Annotated in this window: 7 protein-coding genes; 1 reads left to right on the top strand and 6 read right to left on the bottom strand. The window is 69.2% G+C overall.

All coding sequences use genetic code 11. From position 1 onward, the window contains the following. A partial coding sequence (locus tag CCS38_RS01555; RefSeq protein WP_223731362.1) for an ATP-binding protein occupies window positions 1–1,913 on the top strand: 1,913 nt, incomplete at its 5' end. Between the two features lie 1,009 nt (window positions 1,914–2,922). Here the strand turns inward: CCS38_RS01555 and CCS38_RS01550 are convergent. The 6 genes from CCS38_RS01550 to CCS38_RS01525 form a co-directional block, all read right to left on the bottom strand. After that, on the bottom strand, window positions 2,923–3,744 hold the full coding sequence (locus tag CCS38_RS01550; RefSeq protein ID WP_223731361.1) for a hypothetical protein: 822 nt from the start codon (window positions 3,742–3,744) through the stop codon (window positions 2,923–2,925). Further along, the gene (locus tag CCS38_RS01545) at window positions 3,741–4,646 is read right to left on the bottom strand and encodes a sigma-70 RNA polymerase sigma factor region 4 domain-containing protein (RefSeq protein WP_223731360.1); all 906 of its coding nucleotides are present in this window, start codon (window positions 4,644–4,646) and stop codon (window positions 3,741–3,743) included. Before CCS38_RS01545 ends, CCS38_RS01550 begins: the two co-directional genes overlap by 4 nt. Next, window positions 4,646–4,861, bottom strand: a complete 216-nt coding sequence (locus CCS38_RS01540) for a hypothetical protein (protein ID WP_223731359.1) — start codon at window positions 4,859–4,861, stop codon at window positions 4,646–4,648. Before CCS38_RS01540 ends, CCS38_RS01545 begins: the two co-directional genes overlap by 1 nt. Before the next feature lie 585 nt (window positions 4,862–5,446). Continuing rightward, complete coding sequence (locus tag CCS38_RS01535) at window positions 5,447–6,025, bottom strand: DUF3558 domain-containing protein (RefSeq protein ID WP_223731358.1); 579 nt, start codon at window positions 6,023–6,025, stop codon at window positions 5,447–5,449. 212 nt (window positions 6,026–6,237) lie between these two features. After that, window positions 6,238–6,657, bottom strand: coding sequence for a Zn-ribbon domain-containing OB-fold protein (locus tag CCS38_RS01530; RefSeq protein ID WP_223731357.1), 420 nt, complete (start codon window positions 6,655–6,657; stop codon window positions 6,238–6,240). A 204-nt stretch (window positions 6,658–6,861) separates the two neighbouring features. Next, the coding region (locus CCS38_RS01525; protein WP_223731363.1) for an acyl-CoA carboxylase biotin carboxyl carrier protein subunit at window positions 6,862–6,985 on the bottom strand (124 nt) is incomplete at its 5' end.

The raw sequence follows: 6,985 nt of genomic DNA, 5'->3' as shown, positions 1-6,985 counted from the left end.
AACCCCGGTTCCGGGACGGGGCGTGGCTGGTGGAACTGTCGCCGCTGCGCCAGGGCGGGCTGCTGGCGCACCTCATCGCCGAGGCGCTGCCGTTGGCCGACCAGACTGCCCGTCCGGTGATCGATGTACTGGCCGACTACCTGGCGGACCGGGAGCTGCTGCTGGTCCTGGATACCTGCGAGCATCTGACCGACGAGTGCGCGCTGACCGTCCAGGCGCTGGCGCGGGCCGCGCCGGGCCTGCGGATCCTGACCACCAGCCGCCGCAGCCTGAACACCCCAGGTGAAGAGGTGTTCACGGTCGATCCGCTGCCGGTCCCGGAGACCGACGACCCCGTGGCAGCGCAGGCGGATGCGGTGGTACTGCTGGCCGAGCGCGCCGCCCGAAGCATCCCCGGCTTCGAGGCCACCGACGCCGGCCGGGCGGAGCTGATCGGCCTGAGCCGGCGCCTGGAGGGCCTCCCGCTCGCCATCGAACTGGCCGCGGCCCGCCTGGGCGAGCTGTCCGTACGGGAGTTGACCGAGCGGCTGGACGACCGGTTCGCCGTCCTGGGCGAGACCGAGCAGGTGGTGGACGGGACCGAGCCCCCCTGGCATCAGGCCCTGCGGACCGCGATCGGCTGGAGCCATCAGCTGTGCAGCCCGGCCGAACGGCTGCTGTGGGCCCGGCTGTCGGTGTTCGCCGGGACCTTCGACGCCGAGACCGCCCGCCTGGTGTGCGCCGACGGACATCTGGCCGCCGAAAGCATCACGGACCTGCTGGCCGCGCTGGTCGACAAGTCGATCCTGACCTGGCAGCCCACCGGCGGCGGGGAGCGGTACCGGATGCTGGACACGCTCCGCGAATACGGCGCCGGCTGGCTGCGCCGCCTGGACGAGGAAGACGAGCTCCGCCGCCGTCACCGGGACTGCTACCGCGCCCTGGCCCACCGGGCGGATGCCGCCTGGATGGGGCCGGACCAGCTCGCCTGGTACGAGCGGACGACCGCTGAACACGCCAACTTCCGCGCCGCGCTGGACTTCTGCCTCGCCGAAGGGGACGGACACTCCGCGCAGGAGATGGGCGGGGCGCTGTGGTTCTTCTGGCTCTGCTGCGGCTTCCAGCGCGAAGGCCGCCACTACCTCGACCGAGCCCTGCAGCGGTGCCCGACGCCGAGTCCGGCCCGCAGCAAGGCGCTGTGGGCCTGCGGCACGGCTGTGCTGCAGCAGGGCGACCGCGACGCGGTCGCACGGCTGGGAAAGGAGTTCCGGGCCGACGCCGAGGCGGCGGGCAGCCCGGCCATGCTGATCGCCGCCGCCCTCCTCGACGGCGGGTACTTCATGCTGTGCGAAAGCCCCGCGCAGGCAGCCGCGGAGTTCGAGGCGGCGCCGTACACCCAAGATCACGGCGGTGAGTACCTTGGGGCGCGCCTCCTGACGTGGCTGACCCACACATTCACCCACACCGGCCTGGGGAAATACGCGGACGCCGCCGCGGCAACCGATGCCCTGCGCGCGGAGTGCGTCACGCGCGGCGAACGGTGGATCCGGGCCTACGCCGACTACGTACAGGGGCTGGCGGCGCACGGCCTCGGCCAACTGGACCAGGCCGCCACGCACGCCCGCACGGCCCTGGAGGGCAAGGCCCTGCTCCACGACAGCCTCGGCATCGCCTTGGCCATCGACCTGCTGGCCTCGCTGGCCGCCGCCACCGGACGGGGCGAGCGAGCGGCCCGGCTGCTCGGCATCGGCCAGCAGACCTGGGACACCATCGGCCGCTCCCAGATCGGCCTCCCCGAACTCCTCGCCGCCCGCGAAGCCTGCGAACGCCAAGCACGCGAGACCGCCGGGGACACCGCGTACGACGCGGCCTTCCGCAAGGGCCTGGAGGACAGCATCGACGACGGCCTCGCCTACGCCCTCCACCAGACCTGACCCCGCAGACGAACACCCGACCGGGCCGGGCGCGCCCATCATCCCGATCGCGATGTTCGATGTGGTCGCGGAGAGGATGGCTTTCGCGCTCGACGCTGCACGACGGCGAGGAGGCGGTGCTCGTCGGTATGGGGTCCCCGAAGGTGGCCCGTACGGTGCTCATGCCACCAGGGACCAGCGGACAAGTCACCCCGCCTCACACCGCCGAGAACGATTCGCGATGCGGGCCGTCACCGACCCATCAGACAGGCCCTAACAGCCGTACCCACAGAGCCGGTTGCTCCGCACAGCATTCGCCACCGTCAGGGCGCGGTCGCATGCATGCGGGAGCTCTACCCACCCGGTGGGCATCGGCTGCGGGCCCAGCTGTTCTGCACAAGCTCGGAGGTGCCATGCGGCGTGTTGGCGGACGGCGCTTCGCAGATGTCGTCGAAGGGGCGGATGACGGGCGCTGACCATGCGGTAAGCGCTGGTGGCGAGCGGCGAGCGTGGTCGTCGGCCGGTACCACTGACAGCGCTCACATCACTCGCCGTGTTCACCAAGCGGGCGCCGACTACTTCCACCGCACGCGGCACCCCACTTGGGTGAACGCCAGCGCTCTTGGGCAAAAGCCTGACCGGCCGGCTTCAGTGCACGTCGCTCTTCTGACTTGCAGCACTGATGCTGTAGGGCCGGAGGATAGGGCCGAGCGTCTGCCCCGGGGCACATAGCGAGGCGTTCGGCACCGACGAACCGTGTGTGCTGGGCCCACCGGTCAGGTCCCGGAGCCGGGTCTCTCCTAGGAAAGTGAAAGGGGCCTCGCGCTCAGGGCCGGAGCGCGGAGCTCGCCTCGTGGGCGGTGCAGACCGCCGCGGGTAGTGCACCGAGTTGCCCGAGCCGTGCGCCCCTGACCATGGCGGGGGAAACGAATGCGGAGGTGAGGCGGCTCGGTGGAGAAAGGGCGACCGGTAGTCGGCCGCCGGGCGTTGCCCGGGCGGCCGAACCACGGGGAATAGGGCCGGGGCAGATCTACTGCGAGTGAGCCGTCTGGGAGTGCTTGCTGGAGGACGGCTGGGGCTCGCATGTGGTGCGTTTGCGCAGGTGTGGGCGGGACGGTGTTGCGCGTGGGGCATCCACGTCGGCAGCGGCGGTGAGCAAGCCACTGACACGGTTGGCGAAGTCAGGCCCGGGGGTGGGGAGTTCCATATCGGGCTGGTACAGGTAGCCGGTGGCGACTGCGGTCGGGATGTAATCCATGAGTTCGGTGACGGCGGCGGAGCGGGTGCGGGCGGTGTGCTTTCCCAGGTTGCGCAAGAGGTGCAGGACCGTGGTGATGGAAGCGTTGGCGATTTGGAGGGTTGGCGGCGGGCAAGGAACAGGGGACGTGCTCGGGTGCTCTTGCGCTAAGGGCTCTGCAGAGGGGGCGGGTGCGTCGTCGGCCTGATGGAGCCACCAGTTAGCCGCGTCGTCTTCGCCGAGGGCCAGGTGGTGGAGGTAGAGGCAGTAGGCAGCAGCGGTCTGTCCGGCGCCGGCGGCGTACTGCCACCAAAAGCGAGCACCGTCGTCGGTATCGGTCAGCTGAAGGACACACGCCAGGACGAGCGCGCTGCGCGGACCGGGGACCTGATCGGTGACGAAGTCGGCGACCGCCCTGGTGGGGGTGTGAGTGACGAGGGTTTCGCACAGGGCGCGCAGGTCCTCGGCTGCTGTGCTGGAGGCAGGGGCCGGCTCGGGCGCCCGGTCGGCAAAGTTGTCGCCGGGAGGAAGGGTGGCGGGCGGGACGAAATCGCGTGGCATAGTGCGTTCGCGGACCAGCAGGGTCCTGGAGAGGAGTTCTTCGATGCGGGTCATGGGGTGTTCCCTTCGGTCTCGGGCGACGGGCAGAGGACGCTCTCCAGGAAGCGGACGGCGTGACGCTCATCGGACTGCACCGCAACCAGCGGGGCCCCGAGGAGAGCGGAGGCTTCTTCGAGGGTGAACCCGCACAGGCGACGTAGCAGCATGACGTCGAGCCGGTGGTCGGGCAGGCGGCTCATCGCCTTGAACACCTCCAGGCTCTCTGTCAGCTGGTTCATGTGGCCGGTCACGGTGGTCTGGGACTGCAGAGCGACGGTGTCGAAGGCGGCGCGGGCCAGATCGGGGCGGCCGTCCAGGTGGGGCGATTTGGCCATGACCGCGGCGCGCAGGACCTGCCAGGCGAAACGCCGAGTGTCAGGACTGGTAAGTGCATCGTTTTTCCAGCGCAGCCAGAGGATGTCGAAGGTGTCGGACACGGCGGCGTCGCGCTGGTCATCAGCGAGGAAGACCTGGGCGTAGCGGCGGTAGTCCTCCTCCACCGTCTGGCGGAAGGCGCAGTGGTCCATGGGCGGGGCCTCGGGGGTGCGGGTCAGGGTGATTTTCTCGCTGCATCCCTCGACCCACCCGCGGGTCTTGTGGGCCTCCCGCGCTGCTCGTCGCCACAGTTGGTAGAGCGGCCAGTTGGGCATCTTCAGCTCGGTGGCCAGGCTGTGGACGATCTCCCAACGCGGGTACAGCCCGACCCCGCGTAACAGCTCGGAGAGTTTCGATTTGGCGAACCGGGTGCGCTCGCTCAGTTCATTCAGAGTCAGTCCGCTGCTGAGGTAGGTGGTGCGGACGGGTTCCAGCCAGACGCGGTGAGCGCTGCCGACGTTCTCCGCGATCGGCCCGAGCTTGCGCCCGGGTCGTTGCGGGGCCGGTTGGGCGGGGTGGGCCGACGGTTCGGGAAGCGTCATCACGGGGTGTCCTCCTCCTGGTCCGCGGCCGACGCCGTCCGCTGTCCCGGCGCCGGTGCGCGCACGGCGCGGATGATCTGCTGTGCGGTGACTCCGAGAACCGGTGCCAGCGCGACAGTTGCGGCGACCTGGCCGAAGGCCACCATCGCCGCGCCCCAGGCGAAGACCGAGACGATGACGGTCACCGTGATGACCACTATTTGCTTGCTGCTCATTGAAACTTCCGTCCTGTCGACCATGCACATGGGCGGCCCAGAGGAAGCCGCCGACCTCCCGGGCAGGCGGGTGCCGAACCGCCGATGCACGGGAGGTGCATCAGCATGCATGGGCGGGGAGTTGCTACGCCACGCGATCATGGATTCACGGAACAATGACGGTCACGGAACGCACTTGGGCCGCCCTGCAGTGACCGATTCCGGGCACGTCGGCGCGCCCTTGAGGGAAAGTTCCCACTTCTCCTTGCAATCGCACCGTGACCCCACGTCAAATGGACGGTGGATGTCCTTGGTGTCGACCATGCCATCCGGCCCGCCCCGTGCCGAAGAACCTCAAGGGGCGAGCGTCACCGCTCTCGCCTGGCCGCTCCTAGAGGCCAGGCGAGAGCGGAACGTCCCGCAGGACAGCAGGACAGCAGGACCGTAGCCGGGACCACTGACAACGCTCACGCCACTCGCCGCACACACGAAGCGGCCGCCGGCCCTTCCATCATCCGCGGCACCTCGCATCCACTGGGACACGCAGGCACCCGGCGCGGGCCGCCCCCGTTCCAGGAGGTGGGACGGGGAGAGCGGAGCGAGGGCTCAACCGCGGCTTTCCAGATTGCCGAGAACCTTCTCGGCAGCCTCAACAGCCTGCGTGTTCAGTTCCTTCTCGGTCACCACGTGGCCCGGTGAGTACCTCTCCACGTACAGGAAACGGCCCTGGCCGATGTCCACGGTCACACCGGCGCTCCAGTCCTCGCCGTACATGACCTGCCGCGCGGCCATCCTCCCCTTTACCGTGACCGGGACGGCTTTTGTCGGCATCGGGTCCATCCCGTCGACGTTTCCCAGCAATGCCTTCTCGTTCTGGAACAGCGTCACGACGTAGCCGGCTGCGTTGTCCTCGTCTGGGGTCATGGAGAAGTAGCAGCTGACCCCGCCCTTGTCGGACATCGGCTCGGCCTCCCACACCCCGAGGTCGTCCTGCTGCTTCTGCGTCAACGTGCGTCCGCAGACGGAGCCTTCATCCATGTCTTCGATGCGCAGCGGCGCGAGGGCTGCCGGATGACCGGCGCTGGTCTTTGCCGCCGATGCCGGCGACTTACCGGAGGTTCCGCACCCTGTCACACTCACGGCCGTGAGCAGCAGTGCTGGCCAGATGTAAAACGGTCGGCTCATGACATCCCCCTGTCGGTGCACAGCACCGTGCCTGAAGTGGCGTGGGGGGAGCGATCATCGTAACCGGCGGATGGCCGGGACCCAATGATTCCCATCCCGTCCCTCTACCGAAGACGGAATCTTTGGGGCCGCCGCGCTTGTGCCGAGCGATCCGCCGCAACGGCACTGGTCCGGATGGCTGGCAGGGCCAGACATCGTGCCGCTCGCTGCGACTAGAGGTCGCAGAGCTGGAAGACGATCTCCCGTGGCCGCGGCCCGGAAGCCAGGCGTACCAGGGCTCCGACGCGCGCGCTGTCCAGGGGCACGGCGCTGACCCTGGCGCGGAGGCAAAATCCTTCATGCATGTCGATGACGGCCATGGCGCGGGGCCTGCCCTCTCCGCGACCGACGACGGTGACATGACGGATGACGCCGATACCGCTACTGCGCTCTCCGGCCAAGTCGGTGGAGCCGCAGGCCGGGCACAGCAGGCGCCGGAAGGCTGAGGTATGGCACCAGCGGCAACGCTGGAAGTGCAGCACACCGTCCCGGATTCCAGCCTGGGCGTCCGGCTCGCTCTGCGGTGCCGATCTCGAGACGCCCTCCCCTTCCACAGGGGCGTTGGCTGCGGTTTCGATCACTGAATGGGACATGGCGAATCTCCCTGATCGCTGCCGAGGCAGCGGAACAGTTCCGCGACGGGGGCCGGGGCTACCTTGGCCACGGACAACAAGAGGCGCACGTCGCGTGCTCACCTCGTCCGCGCCGGTGGCCGGGCCTCCGCCTGGGCCCGGACCGATGGTCCAGCCCGGTGCCCGTGGCGGAAGGGCTGAAGTGAGGTCAGTTCTTGATGTCGGTCAGTCCTTGATTTCGCAGATGACGGCGCCGGCGGTGAGGGAGGCGCCGACCTCGGCGGTCAGGCCCTTGACGGTGCCGGAGCGGTGCGCGTTCAGCGGCTGCTCCATCTTCATGGCCTCCAGG

This window comes from Streptomyces purpurogeneiscleroticus (genome assembly GCF_020024005.1).
Classification (GTDB): Bacteria; Actinomycetota; Actinomycetes; order Streptomycetales; family Streptomycetaceae; genus Streptomyces; species Streptomyces purpurogeneiscleroticus.
The sequence above is the reverse complement of the archived record's forward strand: the minus strand, read 5'-3'. Positions and strand labels throughout refer to the sequence as shown.

What these genes read in the sequence shown, in the direction of transcription:
- CCS38_RS01550 (WP_223731361.1), bottom strand. Translation starts at nt 3,744, where the DNA reads ATGACCCGCATCGAAGAACTCCTCTCCAGGACCCTGCTGGTCCGCGAA.
- CCS38_RS01545 (WP_223731360.1), bottom strand. Translation starts at nt 4,646, where the DNA reads ATGACGCTTCCCGAACCGTCGGCCCACCCCGCCCAACCGGCCCCGCAA.
- CCS38_RS01540 (WP_223731359.1), bottom strand. Translation starts at nt 4,861, where the DNA reads ATGAGCAGCAAGCAAATAGTGGTCATCACGGTGACCGTCATCGTCTCG.
- CCS38_RS01535 (WP_223731358.1), bottom strand. Translation starts at nt 6,025, where the DNA reads ATGAGCCGACCGTTTTACATCTGGCCAGCACTGCTGCTCACGGCCGTG.
- CCS38_RS01530 (WP_223731357.1), bottom strand. Translation starts at nt 6,657, where the DNA reads ATGTCCCATTCAGTGATCGAAACCGCAGCCAACGCCCCTGTGGAAGGG.